This window comes from Pseudomonas sp. NPDC090755, assembly GCF_044769005.1.
Classification (GTDB): domain Bacteria; phylum Pseudomonadota; class Gammaproteobacteria; order Pseudomonadales; family Pseudomonadaceae; genus Aquipseudomonas.
The window spans coordinates 87,227-105,720 of record NZ_JBIVXC010000002.1; the positions used below are offsets into that span (position 1 = coordinate 87,227).

Consider the following 18,494-nt stretch of genomic DNA (forward strand, 5'->3'; position numbering starts at 1 on the left):
CATGATTTGCGCAGCGGCAAAATTCAGCTCTTTGGCGAGCCGCTTTGCCGCCGCTTTCTGCAAGGCGGGATCAAAGTTCGTCGTCTTGCACCAGGCGAAAATAGCCGGCCTGCAAGCGGCTGTAGTCCTTGAGCGACAGGCCTTCGAGGTCCTTGACGCCGACCTCGGCCAGGGACGCGAACAGGTTCAGCTCGCGCTGCTCGTCGTCGCCGCTGGCAACCGACTGCGCGGTACGGATGTCGCGCACCGTCGGGGCCCGCATCGCCAGGCTGTCGACCTGCAGGCCGTTGGCCTCGGTGGGCTTGCTCAGGTGAACGACCACCCGATCGGCGCTCAGGGTCAACCAGCTGGGAGTTTTCGTGCCTTGCGTCATGTCAGCTCCTTACAGGCCCAGGGCCGAACGTTGGGCGGCGAGCTGGTCGACGCCATCGATGACCCGTTTCATACCCAACGGATCGATTTCGTAGACCAGGCGACCCTCGACTTCCAGCTTGTAGTAGGTCAGTGCCACGCTATGTTTGATCTCGGCCTTGTCACCGGATTTCCAGTCGCCCATGTCGACTTCTTTCAACGCCCCGCGCAGGGTGACGATGACCGGGGTAACGCGGCCCTTGAGGCCCTTGAAAGCACCGCGGAAAGTACCGCTGAACGACGAACCGTCGGCCAGGCCGAAGAACTTCAACGCCTCACGACGCACGCCGGTGGTGGTGAAGCCGGCTTCCTGCTTTTCCATGCCCATGTCGATCTCGACCGGCATGTCCATGCCACCGGCACGGTGTTCTTCCATCTTCAGGGTGAGCTTGGGCAGGGTCAGGCTGGGGACGTCACCTTGAAAGCTGACGCCATCGACGAACAGGTTCAGGTTTGCCAGGGTTTCGGGAATCATTGCCATGTGTAGTGCTCCTTAGGCGGCTTGGTCGAGGACTTCGGTCAGCCACTGGTTAGTGACTTCGACGCGGAAATTGGGGTTTTCTGCTGGCGGCACATCGGTGAAACGGATGTTCCAGTACACCTTGCCCTGCTCCAGCTGGCTGGCAGTGTTCAGCTCGGGATCGGCGAACACCTCGAAATTGATGATCGCGCCCTGGGCTTTCAGGTCGCGCATGAACGCCTGCAGGCCTTCGGTCACGTCCTTGACATAGGTGGCAGTGATCGAGCGGTCGACCGCCCACTTGTGGCCGTAGAGGATCGCGTCCATGACGATGTCCATGGTCCGTACGCGGGTGACGAACGCCCATTTCGGGTCGCTGCTCAGGGTGCGGTTGCCCCACAGGCGGTAACCGTCGTCACGGATGATGGTGGTGATGTTGGCGTTGTTGAGCAGGTTGGCCCGGCAACTGGCATCACCGTCCAGGTATTCGATGGCGCGACCGGTGCCGGTGATGCCGACGAACTCCTTGTTCGATGGCGAGGCCCAGAAGCCGTACTCGCTGTCGGTCCAGGCGAACAGACCGGCGACCCAGGCCGACGCCGGCGCATCGACCGTGGCACTGGCTTCGGTATCCCAGTACTGCACCCCCGGATCGACCAGGAAGGCGCGTTTGGCACCGAAGTTCGCGGCATAGGCTACAGCGGCCTCATCAGTGCTGTTCGGGCCATCGAGAATGGCCAGGCCACGCAGCTTGTCGGCCAGGGCGACCAGCGCGGTGCCGACGGCTTCGGTCGCGCTGTGCTTGGGGGTCACCAGCAAGCGCGGCTGGGCATTGAAGCGGCTTTTGCCATCGAGCAACGCCTGCAGGCCGGTGCGCTTGCCGTCGGCCAGCACGCCGCCGATGATCGCCGAGGTCTGTTGCGCTGCATCGGCGACCTTGGCCACGCCGCAGGCGACGATCACCGCCCGGGTACGGCTGTAGATGGCCTGGCAGGCCCGGGTGATCGCGGCATCGACGCCGAATGCGGCGATGGCTTCACGCTCGCTGGTGATGAGCACCAGGTCGTTGGCCTTGGCACTGGCGGACGGGCCGGGGGTGAAGGTGTCGACCAGGCCGATGATGGACGACGACGGTAGCGCAATGGTGCGGGCGCCGGTGTCGATGTTGGTAACGGTTACGCCGTGGAAGAATCCACTCATAGATCATTCTCCAGAAATGCGAAGGCCCCGGGATACGGGGCCTGACAGGTGTGTTGCAGATAAGAAAAAGCCCCGGCGGTGCGGGGCTTTAGTGAGTTGGTTCAGCGATCCAGTGGGGTACCGGGGGTCGATAATCACTGTTGGGGAAACTCTCGGACTGCGGCCAGTCTCGTAGCGACTGCCGACAGGCCAGCAACTCGGTATGTTGCTCGGGTGTCAATGTGGTCTCTCGCGCCAACAATTGCTCGTCGCGGTGACGTGCGACCAGCCACTCGGTTGCGTCAAGCACACTGTCGCGCCACATGCGCTCGGCATCAGCCAACGACTGTTCATCGATCGGTGACTCAAGAAAAACCTCGTTCACGTAGTGCCAGCCCTGATCGACCTCTACGCCACCACAACTCAACCACAGGATTGAAGGATGGAAGCGCCCGACAGGATCAGTATCAGTGACTTCCAGCACCTTGCCGTTGCTGACATGTGCCCACTTTGTGTTTGATTCGATCATGGTCACCATCCGATCATCACCAGGCCGGGTGCACCATTGCCCCCGTTGCCGTTTTCATTACCTCCGCCGCCGCCACTGCCTGGTGAGGTACCCGGACCACCATTTCCGCCGGCGGTTGAACTGCCCGATCCCAGACCTCCACCACCACCGCCGGCGCCTCCGCCATAAATCGAACCGACAGAGGCGTCATGCCGTGTCTGGTTGGCGCCGTTGCCCAGAGACCAGTTCATATTGCCGCCAACCCCCGTGCCCCCGACACCGGCGCACCAACTAGTGGCACCGCCCCCAGGCAACGCACTGAGAAAGGAGCCAAAAGAGGACGTGCCGCCATTGCCGCCGTTGCCTTCGGACCCCGTACGGCCGATACCACCAACGCCGACAGTCACAGTGACTTGATTCACGCCGGAGAGATTCACCAGTCCCTGGCAAACCCCACCGGCTCCGCCGCCACCGCCACCTTTCGGGTAGCGTCCACCGCCGCCGCCACCGCCGATCACGGTAACCCAGGCTTTCGAAACCCCGTCAGGGACAGCCCAGGTGTGTACGCCAGCAGTACTGAATGCGGTGATACCGCGATACGGCATGTGTTCCGGCATGATTGCCCGACCAGCCGACTCGGCCAGCGCAGCGATATCGATATTTCCCTCGTTGATTGGGGTGTTCCAGGCCTTGATGCACCACATCACCGCCAGGTTTCGGGGGCGGGTTTCTGTTCCGCCTGTGGGGTTGGTGGTCTTGGTGATACCAGGGGTATCAGACGGCACCGGGTTAGAGACACCGCCAGTCCCCATGACGGCAGACGCTACGTTGTAGCTGTGTGAGTGCGCCCTCGTCTCATCAGCCTGCCAGTTGCCAATCACTCGCCCGGCATCCACACCGCGCCCATGATCCCAACCGCGCAGGAACTCAGCACGCGATTCCGGCAGCCGAAAGTTGCCTGGTCCCTCGTCTCCCTTGTTGAATACTGTCCCCAAGAAAGCCGACAGGCTGGGATAGATGGCACTGCTCTTGACGCTACCGTCCAGTTCCAGAAAGCCCGGGGCCATCTTGTCGACGGGGAAGGCCACCATGGCGCCTACTGGCAGCGCCGAGGCTTCGGCAATAAGGGCGTCGACCTGCTCCTTCGTATAGGCATCTGTGATGCCATTGGCGGCCAGTGTCGACGGGTTGTCGCCGGAAAGCACCACGCCCCGGTCATTGATCTTGACCCGTGTAAATTCACCGGCAGCCTTGTTCTTCGGCAACACCTCCAGAATGGAGCCGTCGACATAAGCCCGCGTAGCCAGTACCACCGCCGGATCGACCTTCAACTGCACGTTGGCCGCGCTGGTGACGATAATGTTCAGCCGCACCACCTGGGTCTTGCCGGTGCCCTGGCTCAACAATGGTTTGAAGCTCGGCGCGCAGTTGGCCACGGCAACCAGGTCGCCGTCCGCATCGTAGAGGCCGATTTCGCGAATCCACCAGCCTCCCACATCAGGCGGGATCACCTGTTCGGCAATGATGATGCTGGCGTTGTCCGGATCAACCTTGACCTGGTTGAGCGGCGCGCGCCGGCGTTCGTTGATAAGCTTTTTCTGATCCCGCGAGGGGGTCGGGTCGGTCAGGTTGGCATCGCCAACCCCCATTTGCGAAAAGGTCCAAGGCACGCCCAGGGCGTTTGCATTGGCCTGCTTGGCCTCTCCCACGGCAGTGAGAATAGCGAAGTACTGGCTTGTCTGATCAGTCATGAGTACACATCCAGGGTTTCAATTTGATGTTCCCGGCCTACATGGCCAAAGCTGCAGTTGACCTCGATAGCGCGCAAGGTCGGCGGATAGATGTCGATTTCGTCGCCCTCGGCAAGGCCCATCACCAGGCGCATGCAACCACTGCTGGCCAGTGATATGGCCAAGCCCGTGAGGTGACGGCTGACGGGTCTGGCGTCATCGATCAGTCGGGTCAGCTCCTGGTACATGTCCTCGCTGATACCGTTTTCCAGAACGCCGACCTGGAGCGCGAAGGTGCCGGGCACACCTTGAGGTTGTGTCTGCCACCACTCCTTCACCTCGATCAGGTAACCCAAGGGTTCAACCACCCGGCGCAAGGCGCCGATGGTCCCTTTATGCGCATGCACGTAGTACGCCGAACGAATCACTGAACGCTTGATGGCATCAGACCAGGTGTCGTCCCAACGGTCGACCGACCAGGCCCAGGCCAGCTGATGCAGAAGATGCGCCGGACAGGTGTCCGGGTTGTACAGCGCGCGCAGTGGGATCTCGGTGACCTCAACGCCAGCAGCCTCGATGGCAAGTTCCAGCGCGGTGCTGTTGAGTGGGAGCAGGCTGTCCATTTCAGCTCCCTCGCGTCACGGTGATCCCCTCGCACCAGGCCGCTTGTGCCTGGTCTGGGCGAATGTCTATCCAGTCGTCCAGGTCGACCCGGCTGACTCCATTGATATGCAACTGGGCATCGACCCCTGAACGTGCCACTTCCACGCCCAGCCGTCGACGGGGATTGACCCAGGCTTGCAGGCGGCGTCTGCACTCGGCCAGGGTGGCTTCGATCTCCGGGCCGCTACCGCTCATGTGCACCACGGCATCGATGCGGTACGGCAGAACTTCGGCGCTCTGTACCGTCAACCGGTCAGCTACCGGACGCACATCATCGTCGTTGAGCCTGGCACTCACGGTTTCGAGCAGCTCGGCGCTGGCCACGCCATTGCCTTCGAGGGTCAGTACTGTCACCACGACGACGGCAGGCGAAGGGCTGTACGCCGTAGCATCGGCCACCTGCCCTGACGCGTTGCGTGCATGGAAGATGTAACTGTTACGCGGCCCCGCCGTGGTCAACCCTTCGTACACCAGCTGGATACGCTCACGCAGCGCGTCGTCCACCTCAAGCACAGGCTGCGTCGGGGGAACCACACTCGAATCTGCGGGCTGAATCACCAACCGCTCGAGCCGTACATTGGCCGCCAGTTGATCAAGGTCGGTGCCCTGGGCATGGGCCAGCAACAGCGCCTTGGCCGCATCGTTGACCCGCGCACGGTTGAACAGCTTGCGGTAGGCACCCACTTCCAGCAGTTTCATGACCGGGTCGCTCTCCAGGGCCGCATCCCAGTTATTGCCCATATGCGACCGGAACGTCGCCAGGTCCTGCTGGAAGAGGTCCTCGAAATCGAGATCCTCCAGCACCTGTGGCGCGGGCAGCGCCGACAGATCCACACTACTCATGCGCTCACCTCCAGCTTCGGGCGGCTATGGAAACGCAAACGCCCCGGCATTCGGGGCGTTCAAGGGATACAGCCAGCCATCAGGCGTTGCCGACGCCGACCACACTGGCGCGAATGGCAGCAACGGCCTCATCGGCGAGATGCTCGGCTGCTGCGTGAGTGGTTGCCTTGAGAACGGCTTGCTTGCCTTTGAGACGAGCGGCTCGAATGGCGTACATCGCGCCCTGCCAGGCGATGGCCTCAGCCAGAATGCTGTCGGCCGCGGGTCTGGCCTCAAGATCGGCTGCGTCCATCCAGGCTTGTACCGATGGCGGCGCATCACCGATGTAGCCACTCGCTGCAAACGCTTGGGCCTCCTGGGCGGCGGTCTGGTATTCCAGCGCTCGCAGAGGGTCAGAAAGCACACTCAGGCGCGCTTGATCGGCAACCTGGTCTATTGTCTGACAGGCCACCCGCAAGGCAGCCAACAATGGCAATGCTGCAAATTCGAATCCGACATATGACTGACCGTCATGGACCACATTGATATTCTGGATCTGCATGGTTTCCCCTTAAAGAGCGGACAGGTTAGTCAAAACGTTGTTCAATGTTTTTGGCTCGGTTCCCGATGCCACCCCACCGATATATTTCCCACCAAAGTCACTTGGGAAAGTCGTGGCAGTACAGTTCAGGACAACAGAAGAAGTGCTGATGCCAACGAGTGCACCTGCAAAAGTTGAATCCATGGAAACAGTCAGTGTCGACAACGTAACCCCTACCAGCGGCGGCAAGTTAGAGCCTGCATTAGTGCGAATGAGTGAGCACAACCTAATGCTGGTCGGAGTTGGTGTTACACCGGTCGCGGCAGGAAGCACTGGATCAACTTGACGCAACTCTATGCTGGAGGCCTGCCCCATGAGCAGAAATCCACCCAGCTGGGTAGTTTTCACCCCGGTAGCGGCGTCAGTGGTTTGGTAGTAACCAGCCCTCAATTTGGGCGCAGTGGCCAGCAACCCGCCGTACAGGAACAGGTAGGCACAGGTTGAAACAATCAAATAATCGAGGGTGTAATCCCCCATCAAATTGACAGTGCACGAACCCGCCGCTGGAGTAGACTTGATAGCCTTCTCGATTGATTTGAAAGGCGAGCTCTTGCTACCTAAATTGGTATCCAGCCCACTGACTTGATCGACGTACCAGGTTCTGGAAGTTTCCGGCACTGCCGCTACAGCAGCTGCCACAGCAGCATCAATCCCCGCCTTCTTGCCATTAAAGTAATCAATCAACGTTGTGGTTTTCGTCACCAGATTGGCAACATCAGTCTCAAGACTCATTGTCTCTTATGCTCCATGGATATGTTTAACAACAAGGGTCTGCAGGGCAATCAGCCCTGAGGCGTTACACACCGCCGCACTCAACAGCCCCTCTCGATCCTCGATCTGCCGTCGCTCGGCGGCTTTCATCCGCCCAAGCAAGCTGGCGATCTGCTCACCCTCGATCCGGTGACGCTCGGTGTGATCGTCCAGCTGGTCCTGCTGCTTAAGCCCACGCCATTGTTCGGCAATCAACGCCGATGCCTGGGCGGCCAGTGGCCCTGCCAATGTCAGGTTGAGCCCGGCTCCGGCGCTGACGATAGTCACGCTGTTGGCCGGCAGCGCCGTCAGCGACAGGTCATAGGCCAGCAGCAGGTCGGTGCCCGCAGGTTTGTAGGCCAAGGCTTCGGTAGGATGCGACCACACCGCCAGCAGCGTGCCGTCGCTCAACAGAAAGCCGACTTCTCGCACCCAGAAGGCGCGGTCGCCATCGGCCACAGCGGTCAGGTGAATCTGTGTATTGCCCAGCCGTTCCCCGCCGGCAATCGGATAGCTGGCGGTCTGGGCTTTGAGGGTTTTCTGGTCAGCATTGGGCGTATAACCCGATGTGCCCAGCACCACGTGGGTAATCTCAGCCGCCAGCCCGGCATTGTCTGCCCGCCAGATCGCAGCCAGACCGGCCTTGGTGATCACCGGTTGCAGGGGTGTACTCATAGAACTGCCTCCATCGTGCCGCGCACGACGATCCGGGCCCGCGCCGCGTTGGCGCATTGCAGGCCCTGCTCAACATTGATGGGAAGACCCAGGGCCTCGGCCGACTGTCGAACCACGCTGCGTAGATTCGAGGCATTGGCCAGGCGCAGGCCGCCGTCAAACCCGGCCCCCAGGCGAAATTCGTAATGGCTGCGTTCGTTCTTCGTCGCATCGACCAGGGCACGCAACCTGGCATACAGTTGAGGCGAGAGAATCGAGCCCTCGCCCGGCCGGTTGTCGTTGGCCCAGGCAGTCAGCTCGAAGGTGTAAGGCGCAGCGCCCGGGATCTGCTGCCATTCCTTGAACCGCGAATTGACCCGCACGGCCTTGAGCACGCGGCGTACCGCCCCCACCGTGCCTTTGCGTTTGTGTACGGGGATCGCTTGAGCAATCAGGGCTCGTTGCTGTGCTTCGGTCTCGGCCGCCTCCCAGCCGTCGACTTTCATAGCCCAGGCCAACCACGGCAAAAAGTTCGCCGGGCAGCGCTGCGAGTCGGCCACACCGCGGATGATCTGCGGGTCGATACCCAGGTCGCATGCCAACGCCAGGGCCTGCTCCAGCACCGTCGCGTTATGCGGCAGCAGGCTCATGCCAGCACCTCGGTGGTCAGGGTGATGCCGTTGCAGCTGGGGTAATGGCGCTTGTCACTGAGCACGTCCGCAACCGGCTGCATGATCCGCACCCGGCGCACACCCGAGACGTGCAACGCGGCATAGATTGCCGAGAGCGGCAGCAGTCCCTCCAGCCGCCGTGCCTCGGCGATGGCAAGATCGAGTTCGGCAAGCGCCGCAGCTTTCACCACGACCGGATCCGGCCCGGCCTCCAGTTCAAGGGTCGCCACCACGCTGAAGCCGTTCGGCAGGCCCAACCGGGTGCGCGGACGATCGGTCAGCGGGCGCACATCTTCGGCCGAAAGCGCCGTCTGCACGGCGGTGACCAGTTGCGCACCGTCCACCGGGCTGTCGATCCGGGGCAACACGGCCAGGGACACATCGCCTGGCAACGGGTTGCTCAGCCCCGCGTCATAGTCACAGACCACGACAATCGCCCCGGCCGGCAGTTGCGCCTGCAATGCGGCACTGACCGGCACGCCCTTGAAGGTGGGCGAATCCACCGACACACTGGCCACGTTCGCCGATGCACTGAGACCGTGGTACTCGTAAGCACCGCGACTTCCCGCCACCGACAAGGCTTCCAGCGACAAGCGTGTGCGGTAGCGCAGCGCAGTGTCGCTTTCCATGACGGCAGCAAGCGGTGGCACGGCATCCGGGTCGGCCGCGGCAATCACCAGCCGCTGTACGCCGTAATCGGCGACGCGGTTGTCCAGGTCCGTGCCCTTGGCATAAGCCAACAGACTGGCCCTGGCTGCGTCATTGACCCGCGCTCGGCCAAGTAGTTGCTGATAGGCCGCCACCTCCAGCAATTTGACCACCGGGTCCGACTCCAGCACGGCGGTCCATTGATCCCCCATCTGCAGGCGAAAGGTACCCAGCACCTGCTGATACAGCGTTTCGAACTCAAGGGTTTCAAGTACTTCAGGCGGCGGCAGCAGGGACAGATCAATCATGCGATGACCTCCAGGCTGGTCGCCTGCGCCAGGTAAACGCCGCTCAGTTGCAGCCTGATCTGACCTGCGATAACACCGGTGACCCTGACCCGCTCAAGCTTCAGTCGCGGCTCCCAACGCCCCAGCACCCTTGCCACCTCGGCCTGCACTGCGCTTTTCCAGCCTTCGTTGACGGGCAGGTCGACGAAGCGTCGCAACTTGCTACCGTACTCCGGTCGCATGCGCCGGCTGCCCAGTGGTGTCGTGAGAATGTCTTCGATGGATTGTCGCAAATGCGCGATGCCGGATAGCGGCTGTCCGGTCCGGCGATCCATTCCGATCATGGCGTTACTCCAGTGGTTTGAGGTCCGGGTGGTCCTGCAGGTATGCCAGGGCGACACTGTCGTCGGCCGCTGCGCTGACTTGGCCCCGTGTTACGGCGAGCTGGCGGGAGTCCGGCAGGATCAGCACGCGAGAGGTATAGAGGGTGTCGCGAAACACCAGCGCGGCAGTGGTTTGGTCATTGCTTTTCTTCGGGATGGCCATGTTGTTCTCCAGGCGTAAAAAAGCCCGCAGTGGGCGGGCTGGTTTTCAGTGTTTGTGATTGGCGGTGTTGCCACCGGTGTCGATGATCTTGCCGCCGCCGAGGATGTCGCCGGTGACCCGTAACGGACCGGTGACCTGCACCTCGCCGGTCAGGGCAATATGGCTGGCGTTTACTTCGATGCCTTGATCGCTCACCACTGCCGAGCTACCGCCGACCTTGATCCTGACGGTGCCACCCGGCAGGTCGATGCTGTAGCTGTTGGCCTGCCAGTCGTAGACCAGCGAGCCACCATCCTCGAAGCGCCAGACCTCGACATGCTCGCGGTTGTCCGGCTGATCCCCGGCGTTGCCATACAGACCGGGCACGAAGGTGCCCATGGCGGGCTCGCCGCTGGGGCTGATCAACACCCCCTGCTCGTCAAGACTGGGGGCCCGCCAGTGCCGCGCCTTGCCGGCAGCCTGGCTGTGCCAGCGCACCCAGGCACTGGTCCAGCCCGTGCCATCGGAAACGCGCACCCTGGCAGCCGCAAGGTCGACGGCCACCACCCGGCACGGCACTATCAGGCCGGCGAGCATGCGATCGTGCATGGCGCTGGCGTAACTCATGACAGGTCCTCCGGCGACTGGTAGCTGCCTTCATGCTCAAGGCCCGTGTCGGGGCTGAAGGCGAAGACCAAAGGCCCGGGTTCGTTGGGCCATGGCCATTGCACGGAGCCCAACAGCAGGGCCTGTTCCCATTGCACCCGCCATTCGACCGGGAGCGTCGAGCCGGCGACGGGCTGGGCAGGCAGGGCCTGAACAGACTTCGCCGCTTCGACAAAATCCACCTCCCAGAACTGCTTGCGCAACAGCACGGTCATCTGGCTTGCCAATGTGGCCGCCTGCAACCGTGCTTGTGGCTGGCCGCTATCGACCAGGATACGAGCCTCGAAGGTCGCCAGTATGCAAGCTCGGCCATCGCCAGGATCGACACCTGGTTTCAATCCGCTGATGGCATGAAACAACGCCGGCAATGCAGTGTTTTCATTTTCCAGTGCATAGGCATCAACGGTTTGAATCCCGGGCATGGCCGTCTTGATGGTCGAGGTGATGGCCTCATGCAAAGTCGCCAGTTCGTTCATGATCGCTCCTCCTTGTTGCCTTGCTTGGGAAAGCCCGACGTTTGCGCATCGACCCCCAGCCGCCGCGCCGCCCAACGCTCATACAGCCCGATGGCCACATCCGCCCCGGCCATCGCCGTCAGGCAGCCGAAGGCGCTGGCGCTCCAGATCGACATGCCGCTGGCATACAGCAGCATCACCGTCGATACGCCGCAGACCATGCAGGCCCCCGAACGCAACAGCAGGCGCCGAATCAGCGCCCAGCCACGGGCGCCGGCTTTGTCCGCACGCCACATTTCTCCGCTGATACCGCCCAGCAGGGCCAGGACGATCACCAGCCAGATCGGCATTTCCAGCAACGCTTGTTGCTCGTTTGTCACTGTCCTGTCCTCCTTGGGTTGTGCCGCCGGGCAACGTGCCCGCGGCGTTTGTTGTGGAACCGAAGACTCGGCATTCCAAAAAGCCCGACCTGGCGATATGGCTGCCCACACACGCTGTAGGAGCGGGCTTGTCCCGCGATGACGTGATGTCAGGTAAATCGCATCGCGGGGCAAGCCCGCTCCTACGGCAGCGATTTGCGCCAGGCTTTTCAGTAATGCATTGTCGAGTTGCCTGCCACGACTGGTGCGCATGGCAACTCTGTTTCAGATTGTTCCTCCGACCGCGGCCACCTGCCCGCCGGATAACTGCTTTCGGTGCTTTACGCTGCACACCCGGGCCAGTTGCCAACCCTCTGAACCGTCGAGGCCGGTTCATCGCTGCCTTTGTCACCGCCGGTGTCGACCGGCTTGAGACAAAGACTATGCACCAATGCATATGCAGTCAATGCATTTATGGAAATATTTATGCGTAAGAAAATGCAGATATGCATGTGCGCCTTGTCCTGCAAAGGCTGCAGCGGATTTCCCCAGGCGAAAAAAAACCCGCCGAAGCGGGTTTTTATGAACGAGCGGAAGGTAATCAGCGGGCGTACATGCCCCACCAGAAGACGTGACCCAGGATACTGATCTGCTCTTCCTGCATCTGCTGGAAGCTGTAGTCTTCGTCCGGGTGCTCGTCGCGGTTGAAGCTGCGCAGGCGAATGCCGGTAGGCAGGCGGTACAGCTGCTTCACCCGCAGTTGGCCATTATGGTTGATCGCATAAAGGTCGCCGTCGATGATATCGCCGATACCGCTCTTGCCGGCATTGACCCCCACCGTGGCGCCATCGCGCAATACCGGCAGCATGCTGTTGCCGCGCACCGTGACGCACTTGGCCTGGTCGAACTGCACGCCGTTGTGGCGCAGGCTGCGCTTGCCGAAACGCAGGCTGGCCTTCTCGCTTTCCTCGATGACGAATCGTCCGGATCCTGCTGCCAACTCGACCTCGCGAAGAAAAGGAATGGAGACCTCGTCATCCTCGATCGGGGTGTCGTCATCCCACAGGCTGATGTCGTGCAACTCGGCATGGCTGCGCGGCGGTGCGGCCTCACGGCTTTCGCCGAGCTCGACGCGACCGCGCAACTGATCGGTGCTCACGCTGAAGTACTCGGCGATCTTCGACACGTGCTTGTCGGACGGGTCGACGATCTTCTCGCTGAGAATGCGCGACAGGGTGGATTGGGGCACGCCGGTACGCCGGTGCAGCTCCGTGGGGGAGATACCGTGGCGATCGAGCAGTGCTCTGAGAACGGAGGCTACGTTGCGTTTTTGCATAACCTGCATAATGCGGCCCGTGCGGGCAAATTGCAAATGCCGATATGCACGAATATGCATGGACAAAAGGTCGCGGCACGGCCGACGCCCTCGGCATCGGCGACAAAATCCCTGTACCATTGCCCGCTTGCCTTTGGTCTAAACGACACCGCGAGCCAAGTTTCTGTAATGAGCGATCTTTCCGCACACACCCCGATGATGCAGCAGTACTGGAAGCTGAAAAACCAGCACCCGGACCAGCTGATGTTCTACCGCATGGGCGACTTCTACGAGATCTTCTATGAAGACGCAAAGAAGGCCGCCAAACTCCTGGATATCACCCTGACCGCCCGCGGGCAGTCGGCGGGCCAGTCGATTCCCATGTGCGGTATCCCCTTCCATGCGGCCGAAGGTTACCTGGCCAAGCTGGTGAAGCTGGGCGAGTCGGTGGTGATCTGCGAACAGATCGGCGACCCGGCCACCAGCAAGGGCCCGGTGGAACGCCAGGTGGTGCGCATCATCACCCCGGGCACGGTCAGCGACGAGGCGCTGCTCGATGAGCGCCGCGACAACCTGATCGCCGCCGTGCTCGGCGACGAGCGCCTGTTCGGCCTGGCCGTGCTGGATATCACCAGCGGCAACTTCACCGTGCAGGAGATCAAGGGCTGGGAGAACCTGCTGGCCGAGCTCGAACGCATCAACCCGGTGGAGCTGCTGATCCCGGATGACTGGCCCCAGGGCCTGCCGGCGGAAAAGCGTCGTGGCGCGCGCCGCCGCGCCCCCTGGGACTTCGACCGCGACTCGGCGCGCAAGAGCCTGTGCCAGCAATTCGCAACCCAGGACCTGAAGGGCTTCGGTTGCGAGAAGCTGACCCTGGCCATCGGCGCCGCCGGCTGCCTGCTCGGCTACGCCAAGGAAACCCAGCGCACCGCCCTGCCCCACCTGCGCAGCCTCAAGCACGAGCGCCTGGACGACACCGTGGTGCTCGACGGCGCCAGCCGCCGCAACCTCGAACTGGATGTGAACCTGGCCGGTGGCCGCGACAATACCCTGCAGTCGGTCATCGACCGCTGCCAGACCGCCATGGGCAGCCGCCTGCTGACCCGCTGGCTGAACCGCCCGCTGCGTGACCTGAAAGTGCTGCTGGCACGCCAGGGTTCGATCCGCTGCCTGCTCGACGGCTACCGCTTCGAGAAGCTGCAGCCGCAGCTCAAGGAAATCGGTGACATCGAGCGGATCCTGGCCCGCATCGGCCTGCGCAACGCCCGTCCACGGGACCTGGCCCGCCTGCGCGACGCCCTGGGCGCCCTGCCCGAGCTGCAGAACGCCATGGCCGAGCTTGAGGCGCCGCACCTGGCGCGCCTGGCCGCCATTGCCGGCACCTACCCGGAGCTGGCCGACCTGCTGGAAAAAGCCATCATCGACACCCCGCCCGCGGTGATCCGCGACGGTGGCGTGCTCAAGACCGGCTACGACAGCGAGCTGGACGAGCTGCTGGCCATGAGCGAGAACGCCGGCCAGTTCCTCATCGACCTCGAAGCCCGGGAAAAGGCCCGCACGGGCCTGGCCAACCTCAAGGTCGGCTACAACCGCGTACATGGCTACTTCATCGAACTGCCGAGCAAGCAGGCCGAGCAGGCGCCAGGCGATTACATCCGCCGCCAGACCCTCAAGGGCGCCGAACGCTTCATCACCCCGGAACTCAAGGCCTTCGAAGACAAGGCGCTGTCGGCCAAGAGCCGCGCCCTGGCCCGGGAAAAGATGCTCTATGACGCGTTGCTGGAGACCCTGATCAGTCACCTGGCGCCGCTGCAGGACACCGCCGCCGCCCTGGCCGAGCTGGACGTGCTGAGCAACCTGGCCGAGCGCGCATTGAACCTGGACCTAAACTGCCCGACCTTCGTCGATGAACCCTGCATGCGCATCAACCAGGGTCGCCACCCGGTGGTCGAACAGGTACTGACCACGCCGTTCGTGGCCAACGACCTGGCCCTGGACGACAACACCCGCATGCTGGTGATCACCGGCCCGAACATGGGCGGTAAATCCACCTACATGCGCCAGACCGCACTGATCGTGCTGATGGCCCACATCGGTAGCTTCGTGCCGGCCGCCAGCTGCGAACTGTCGCTGGTGGACCGCATCTTCACCCGTATCGGCTCCAGCGACGACCTGGCCGGTGGCCGTTCGACCTTCATGGTCGAGATGAGCGAAACCGCCAACATCCTGCACAATGCCACCGACCGCAGCCTGGTGCTGATGGACGAGGTCGGCCGTGGCACCAGCACCTTCGACGGCCTGTCGCTGGCCTGGGCCGCCGCCGAGCGCCTGGCCCAGTTGCGCGCCTACACGCTGTTCGCCACCCATTACTTCGAACTCACGGTGCTGCCGGAGAGCGAACCGCTGGTGGCCAACGTGCACCTCAACGCCACCGAGCACAACGAGCGCATCGTGTTCCTGCACCACGTGCTGCCCGGGCCTGCCAGCCAGAGCTACGGCCTGGCCGTGGCCCAGCTGGCCGGTGTGCCGACGCCGGTGATCCAGCGTGCCCGCGAGCACCTTGGCCGCCTGGAAACCGCCAGCCTGCCCCACGAAATGCCTGTGTCACCCAAGGGCGCGGACACCATACCGCACCAGAGCGACCTGTTTGCCAGCCTGCCCCACCCGGCCATCGAGAAGCTCGGGAAGCTGGACCTGGACAACATGACGCCGCGTCAAGCTATCGAAATGCTCTATACACTGAAGACTCTGTTATAACGCGAGCCCGCACAAGCTGATAGAATCGCGCGCGGTTTGGCGCGACTGCAGGTTATTAGCCTGGCCTGCAGCCAAACGACCAAACCGAGCGACCCTGTCTGGAAGGGTATCGCTGCCGTCGCCTGAGGAGAGAATTAGAAATGACCTTCGTCGTCACCGACAACTGCATCAAGTGCAAGTACACCGACTGCGTAGAAGTCTGTCCGGTGGACTGCTTCTACGAAGGCCCGAACTTCCTGGTCATTCACCCGGATGAGTGCATCGACTGTGCACTGTGCGAGCCTGAATGCCCTGCCCAAGCCATTTTCTCGGAAGATGAAGTGCCTGCCGGCATGGAAAACTTCCTCGAGCTGAACGCTGAGCTGGCAGAAATCTGGCCGAACATCACCGAGCGCAAAGATGCGCTGCCGGACGCCGAAGAGTGGGATGGCAAGCCAGGCAAGATCGCCGATCTGGAGCGTTAAGCGCCTGTGGATCACAAAAAAGGCCCTTCGGGGCCTTTTTTCATGGGTCAGGTTTTTTGCGGGCAAAAAAAGGGGCGGTTTGACCCGCCCACATTTTTTCCGTAGTCCCTTTGATCCCTTTCATCATCCTGATGAATCGCATCCTGCGATGTCCTTGGCCTTCATCCGTGAAAGCCTGTGTCAATCCGTAGACACAGTTCAGATACTAGTCCTTGCAGCCGTTGCAGCAACCGGCCAAAGCTCTCAAAAAGCTGCTGAAACCTGATTGAAACAAACAAAAAAACCTATATCTATCAGTTGGTTATAGAAATGCGTACGGTAAAAACGACAACGATTTACTAGCGCACACTACGATGACTTACATAACGGGTAAGCGAAGGCTTACATGTAAAAGTGCAGCACCAACACTGGCTGAAGCTTTTGCCTAAACCAACATGATTCCATGGAAGCAGTAGGAAGCATTTCTCGAGCCGTCGCAGCAGGCACAAACAAAAACGCCCCGGCAAAGCCGAGGCGTTCCTTGTTGCGAGCCGGTTACTGGAACAGCGACTCGCTGGACAGGCCGTTCTTCTCGAGGATTTCCCGCAGGCGCTTGAGACCCTCGACCTGGATCTGGCGTACCCGCTCACGGGTAAGGCCAATTTCCAGACCTACGTCTTCAAGGGTGCTGCTCTCGTGCCCACGCAGGCCGAAGCGGCGAATGACCACCTCGCGCTGCTTGTCGGTCAGCTCGCTGAGCCACTGGTCGATGCTCTGGGACAGGTCATCGTCCTGCAACAGCTCACAAGGGTCAGTGGGACGGTCGTCGGTCAGGGTGTCGAGCAGGGTCTTGTCGGAGTCAGGCCCCAGGGATACATCCACCGAGGAGACCCGCTCGTTGAGCCCAAGCATGCGCTTGACTTCACCGACCGGCTTTTCCAGCAGGCTTGCGATCTCTTCCGGGGACGGTTCGTGATCGAGCTTCTGGGTGAGCTCCCGCGCGGCGCGCAGGTAGACGTTGAGTTCCTTGACCACGTGGATGGGCAAGCGAATGGTACGGGTCTGGTTCATGATCGCCCGTTCGATGGTTTGCCGGATCCACCAGGTGGCGTAGGTAGAGAAACGGAAACCACGTTCAGGGTCGAACTTCTCGACCGCACGGATCAGCCCCAGGTTGCCCTCTTCGATCAGGTCGAGCAGTGAAAGCCCCCGGTTCACATAACGCCGGGCGATCTTCACCACCAGGCGCAGGTTGCTTTCGATCATGCGCTTGCGCCCGGCAGGATCGCCACTCTGCGACAACCGCGCAAAGTGCACCTCTTCCTCTGGCGAGAGCAAAGGCGAGAAACCGATTTCATTGAGGTACAGCTGGGTCGCATCAAGTGCCCGAGTGTAATCGATGTACTTGTGCTGTTTGAGCGTAGAGCCCTGTTTAGCCCTGGTCCGAACCGAAGATACAGCAGGTTCGTCTGACACCACATCCGTTTCCAATACGATGCCCGTCTCCATCAGGAGCACTTCATCGTCGATGTCAAACTCCGGCACTTCTTTACTGAGAGCCATTGTTATAGTCCTTTGCTGAGTTCGAACTCAGACTCGAGCGACGCCTTTATCCCTGGCAACGCTGGAGCCTGTCCCCTCTACGCGAGGAACAGGCCGGGTACTAGCAATCAACGACGTGGCAGGAACTGCAACGGATCAACAGGTTTGCCCTGGCGGCGAATCTCAAAATGCAGCTTCACCCGGTCTGTGCCCGTGGAACCCATTTCTGCAATTGTCTGCCCAACTTTGACCTGCTGTCCCTCCCGAACCAAAAGCCTGCGGTTGTGACCGTAGGCACTGACGTAGGTATCGCTGTGTTTGATGATTACCAACTCGCCGTAGCCCCGCAAGCCACTCCCGGCATAGACCACCGAACCATCAGACGCAGCAAAAACAGGCTGTCCCAAATCACCGGCGATATCAATGCCTTTATTCAAACTACCGTTTGAAGCAAATTTGCCGATCAACACACCGTTGGCCGGCCACGCCCAGCCGCCCACCGCGCGCTCTGTCGCAGGCACCTGGGCCGGCGCGGTTGCCGTGACGACCGGGGCCGGCGCAGGGCTGGCCGACGGGGTCGAAGGCGCCGGTGCCGGGGTGCTCGAATTTGTCGCAGGGGCACCGACGGGACGCTTGATGATGGTGGTCTTGCTCGAAGAGGACGGCGAGCTGCTCACCACCGTGGTGCTGGTGGTGGCCGGCGCGCTCGAACGCCCGTCGAAGCGGATCGCCTGGCCCGGGCGGATGGTATAGGGCGAAACGATACCGTTGCGTGCGGCCAGGGCCTTGTAGTCCCAGCCATAGCGAAAGGCGATGGAGTACAGGGTGTCACCGGGGCGTACCACGTACTGGCCGCTGGTGACGGCCGGACGCTTGGGCGCCGCCGCATTGCGGTCGACCACCCGGGCGCTGTTGGAAGACGTGCTGGAGCAACCTGACACCAGTGTGCCCAGGGCAATTGCAATCACCAGAAGCTTGAAGCTCGAAAAATCCCTGCGCTGCCGAATGATTGTGTGACCCACCCGCCGCTCCCTCTCTTGGTGACTGC

At 61.7% G+C, this 18,494-nt stretch carries 22 protein-coding genes; 2 read left to right on the forward strand and 20 right to left on the reverse strand.

The window, feature by feature from the left end; all coding sequences use genetic code 11:
• Positions 1–70: 70 nt before the first annotated feature.
• The 18 genes from ACIQUS_RS04245 to ACIQUS_RS04330 form a co-directional block, all read right to left on the reverse strand.
• Positions 71–373: a phage tail assembly protein gene (locus ACIQUS_RS04245; protein WP_403043302.1), complete on the reverse strand. Its 303-nt coding sequence runs from the start codon at positions 371–373 to the stop codon at positions 71–73.
• A gap of 9 nt (positions 374–382) precedes the next feature.
• Positions 383–892: a phage major tail tube protein gene (locus ACIQUS_RS04250; RefSeq protein WP_403043305.1), complete on the reverse strand. Its 510-nt coding sequence runs from the start codon at positions 890–892 to the stop codon at positions 383–385.
• A gap of 12 nt (positions 893–904) precedes the next feature.
• Positions 905–2,071 (reverse strand): phage tail sheath subtilisin-like domain-containing protein, encoded by a 1,167-nt coding sequence (locus ACIQUS_RS04255; RefSeq protein WP_403043308.1) that lies wholly within the window; start codon positions 2,069–2,071, stop codon positions 905–907.
• Between the two features lie 88 nt (positions 2,072–2,159).
• Positions 2,160–2,579, reverse strand: a complete 420-nt coding sequence (locus ACIQUS_RS04260; RefSeq protein WP_403043311.1) for a phage tail assembly chaperone — start codon at positions 2,577–2,579, stop codon at positions 2,160–2,162.
• Positions 2,580–2,581: 2 nt separating this feature from the next.
• The gene (locus ACIQUS_RS04265) at positions 2,582–4,309 is read right to left on the reverse strand and encodes a phage tail protein (protein WP_403043313.1); all 1,728 of its coding nucleotides are present in this window, start codon (positions 4,307–4,309) and stop codon (positions 2,582–2,584) included.
• Positions 4,306–4,911: a phage tail protein I gene (locus tag ACIQUS_RS04270; RefSeq protein ID WP_403043315.1), complete on the reverse strand. Its 606-nt coding sequence runs from the start codon at positions 4,909–4,911 to the stop codon at positions 4,306–4,308. The genes ACIQUS_RS04265 and ACIQUS_RS04270 overlap by 4 nt, the downstream gene beginning before the upstream one ends.
• Position 4,912: 1 nt before the next feature.
• Positions 4,913–5,794 (reverse strand): baseplate J/gp47 family protein, encoded by an 882-nt coding sequence (locus ACIQUS_RS04275; RefSeq protein ID WP_403043317.1) that lies wholly within the window; start codon positions 5,792–5,794, stop codon positions 4,913–4,915.
• 79 nt (positions 5,795–5,873) lie between these two features.
• Positions 5,874–6,335 carry a hypothetical protein gene (locus ACIQUS_RS04280; RefSeq protein WP_403043320.1) on the reverse strand — a complete coding sequence of 154 codons (462 nt, stop codon included), beginning with the start codon at positions 6,333–6,335 and terminating at the stop codon, positions 5,874–5,876.
• Between the two features lie 9 nt (positions 6,336–6,344).
• On the reverse strand, positions 6,345–7,106 hold the full coding sequence (locus tag ACIQUS_RS04285) for a hypothetical protein (RefSeq protein WP_403043322.1): 762 nt from the start codon (positions 7,104–7,106) through the stop codon (positions 6,345–6,347).
• Positions 7,107–7,112: 6 nt separating this feature from the next.
• Positions 7,113–7,799: a phage tail protein gene (locus tag ACIQUS_RS04290; RefSeq protein WP_403043325.1), complete on the reverse strand. Its 687-nt coding sequence runs from the start codon at positions 7,797–7,799 to the stop codon at positions 7,113–7,115.
• Positions 7,796–8,428, reverse strand: a complete 633-nt coding sequence (locus tag ACIQUS_RS04295; RefSeq protein ID WP_403043328.1) for a phage tail protein I — start codon at positions 8,426–8,428, stop codon at positions 7,796–7,798. Before ACIQUS_RS04295 ends, ACIQUS_RS04290 begins: the two co-directional genes overlap by 4 nt.
• A complete protein-coding gene (locus ACIQUS_RS04300) occupies positions 8,425–9,405 on the reverse strand; it encodes a baseplate J/gp47 family protein (RefSeq protein WP_403043331.1) in 981 nt (326 codons plus the stop codon). Before ACIQUS_RS04300 ends, ACIQUS_RS04295 begins: the two co-directional genes overlap by 4 nt.
• Positions 9,402–9,728 (reverse strand): GPW/gp25 family protein, encoded by a 327-nt coding sequence (locus ACIQUS_RS04305; RefSeq protein WP_403043333.1) that lies wholly within the window; start codon positions 9,726–9,728, stop codon positions 9,402–9,404. The genes ACIQUS_RS04300 and ACIQUS_RS04305 overlap by 4 nt, the downstream gene beginning before the upstream one ends.
• A gap of 4 nt (positions 9,729–9,732) precedes the next feature.
• Positions 9,733–9,930 (reverse strand): hypothetical protein, encoded by a 198-nt coding sequence (locus ACIQUS_RS04310; RefSeq protein ID WP_403043336.1) that lies wholly within the window; start codon positions 9,928–9,930, stop codon positions 9,733–9,735.
• A 45-nt stretch (positions 9,931–9,975) separates the two neighbouring features.
• The gene (locus ACIQUS_RS04315; RefSeq protein ID WP_403043339.1) at positions 9,976–10,536 is read right to left on the reverse strand and encodes a phage baseplate assembly protein V; all 561 of its coding nucleotides are present in this window, start codon (positions 10,534–10,536) and stop codon (positions 9,976–9,978) included.
• Positions 10,533–11,051: a hypothetical protein gene (locus ACIQUS_RS04320; RefSeq protein ID WP_403043341.1), complete on the reverse strand. Its 519-nt coding sequence runs from the start codon at positions 11,049–11,051 to the stop codon at positions 10,533–10,535. Before ACIQUS_RS04320 ends, ACIQUS_RS04315 begins: the two co-directional genes overlap by 4 nt.
• Positions 11,048–11,410 (reverse strand): phage holin family protein, encoded by a 363-nt coding sequence (locus ACIQUS_RS04325; RefSeq protein ID WP_403043344.1) that lies wholly within the window; start codon positions 11,408–11,410, stop codon positions 11,048–11,050. Before ACIQUS_RS04325 ends, ACIQUS_RS04320 begins: the two co-directional genes overlap by 4 nt.
• A gap of 580 nt (positions 11,411–11,990) precedes the next feature.
• Positions 11,991–12,734: a helix-turn-helix transcriptional regulator gene (locus tag ACIQUS_RS04330; protein ID WP_403043346.1), complete on the reverse strand. Its 744-nt coding sequence runs from the start codon at positions 12,732–12,734 to the stop codon at positions 11,991–11,993.
• Positions 12,735–12,893: 159 nt separating this feature from the next.
• Between ACIQUS_RS04330 and mutS the strand changes: the two genes are divergently transcribed.
• Complete coding sequence (gene mutS, locus ACIQUS_RS04335; protein WP_403043348.1) at positions 12,894–15,461, forward strand: DNA mismatch repair protein MutS; 2,568 nt, start codon at positions 12,894–12,896, stop codon at positions 15,459–15,461.
• Between the two features lie 140 nt (positions 15,462–15,601).
• Positions 15,602–15,925: a ferredoxin FdxA gene (fdxA, locus tag ACIQUS_RS04340; RefSeq protein ID WP_012315871.1), complete on the forward strand. Its 324-nt coding sequence runs from the start codon at positions 15,602–15,604 to the stop codon at positions 15,923–15,925.
• 534 nt (positions 15,926–16,459) lie between these two features.
• Here fdxA and rpoS read toward each other — a convergent pair.
• Positions 16,460–17,467, reverse strand: coding sequence for an RNA polymerase sigma factor RpoS (gene rpoS, locus ACIQUS_RS04345; RefSeq protein WP_038613944.1), 1,008 nt, complete (start codon positions 17,465–17,467; stop codon positions 16,460–16,462).
• A 107-nt stretch (positions 17,468–17,574) separates the two neighbouring features.
• Complete coding sequence (locus ACIQUS_RS04350) at positions 17,575–18,468, reverse strand: peptidoglycan DD-metalloendopeptidase family protein (protein ID WP_403044599.1); 894 nt, start codon at positions 18,466–18,468, stop codon at positions 17,575–17,577.
• Positions 18,469–18,494 lie beyond the last annotated feature (26 nt).